This window comes from Streptomyces sp. B1866, from assembly GCF_031932565.1.
Lineage (GTDB): Bacteria > Actinomycetota > Actinomycetes > Streptomycetales > Streptomycetaceae > Streptomyces.
In genome coordinates this window covers 1-1,040 of sequence record NZ_JAVSCF010000540.1, presented here as the reverse complement: position 1 = coordinate 1,040, position 1,040 = coordinate 1, and the positions used below count along the sequence as shown (strand labels likewise).

General features: G+C 81.2%; 1 pseudogene. It reads right to left on the bottom strand.

Annotation, left to right across the window (positions count from 1 at the left end):
* Nucleotides 1-147: 147 nt before the first annotated feature.
* Nucleotides 148-966: pseudogene (locus tag RKE29_RS30065) on the bottom strand (SGNH/GDSL hydrolase family protein); the annotation flags it as partial.
* Nucleotides 967-1,040: the final 74 nt, after the last annotated feature.

Below are 1,040 nucleotides of genomic sequence, written 5' to 3'. Positions count from 1 at the left end.
GCGCGTTCCTGCGGGGAGGCGCCGGTACGGGGCTGGGGTGCGGGGGTGGCAGCCGCCGGGCGCGGGTCCTGGTGGCCCGCGCGCGGGGGCGCGGTCGGCGGGGGCGGGGGACGCCGGGGCCTGTTCCGCCGGGTCCGGCCGGGCGTCGAGGGACGCCAGCGCGGCGGCGGTCTCCTGGCGCGCCCGCGCGTCGAGGAGGTGGGCGGTGCCGCGCACGCGGTGGCCGGTCTCCACCGCCGCCAGGCGCAGCAGGTCGGGCAGCAGGTCGGTACAGCGGTCGGCGACCCAGCGGGTGCCGCGGGTCGCCATCCACAGGGCGCCGGCCGCGCGGGAGGGCGGCGGGCCGTCGGGCACCGGGGAGGGCGGCGCGCCCGTCGCGAGCCCGCGCGCGGCGAGGGCCGCATGGAACTCCCTGGCCAGCAGCCGGTGGCCCAGCTCGCTGGGGTGCAACCGGTCCACGCTCCACACCGCCCGGTCGGCGATCCAGGCGTTCTCCGCGAGGTGGACGTGCACGGCCCCGTGCCGCCGGGAGAGGGCGTGCACCACCGTGTTCAGGGCCCGCATGCGGCGGGCCAGGGGACGGGCGAGCGGGCCGGGCAGCCGGAGCATGCGCCCCGGGTCGGGCAGGCAGGCGGTGAGGACCGCGGCCCCGTCGGCGCGCAGCGCGCCGATCGTCGTGTCCAGCGCCTCGGCGGCCCGGTGGATGTCGAAGGAGGCGCGCAGGGTGTCGTTGCCGCCGACGACGACGGAGGCGATGTGCGGCCGGGCGCGGCGGGCGGCGGCCAGCTGCTCGTCGGCGACGTCGGCGGTGAGCGCGCCGCTGCGGGCCAGGTTGACCAGTTCCGCGGTCGGCGGGTGGGCGGCCAGCGCGTCGGCCAGCAGCGCGGCCCAGCCGCGCCACCCGCCGCCCGGCACCGGGTCGCCGAGCCCTTCGGTCAGCGAGTCGCCGAGCGCGGCGAACCGCATCGCGCGCGGGGCGGGCGCGTCGGGCGACGCCCGGTCAGCGCCGGGCGTCCCGGCGCTCTGGCCGGGGTCCGGTT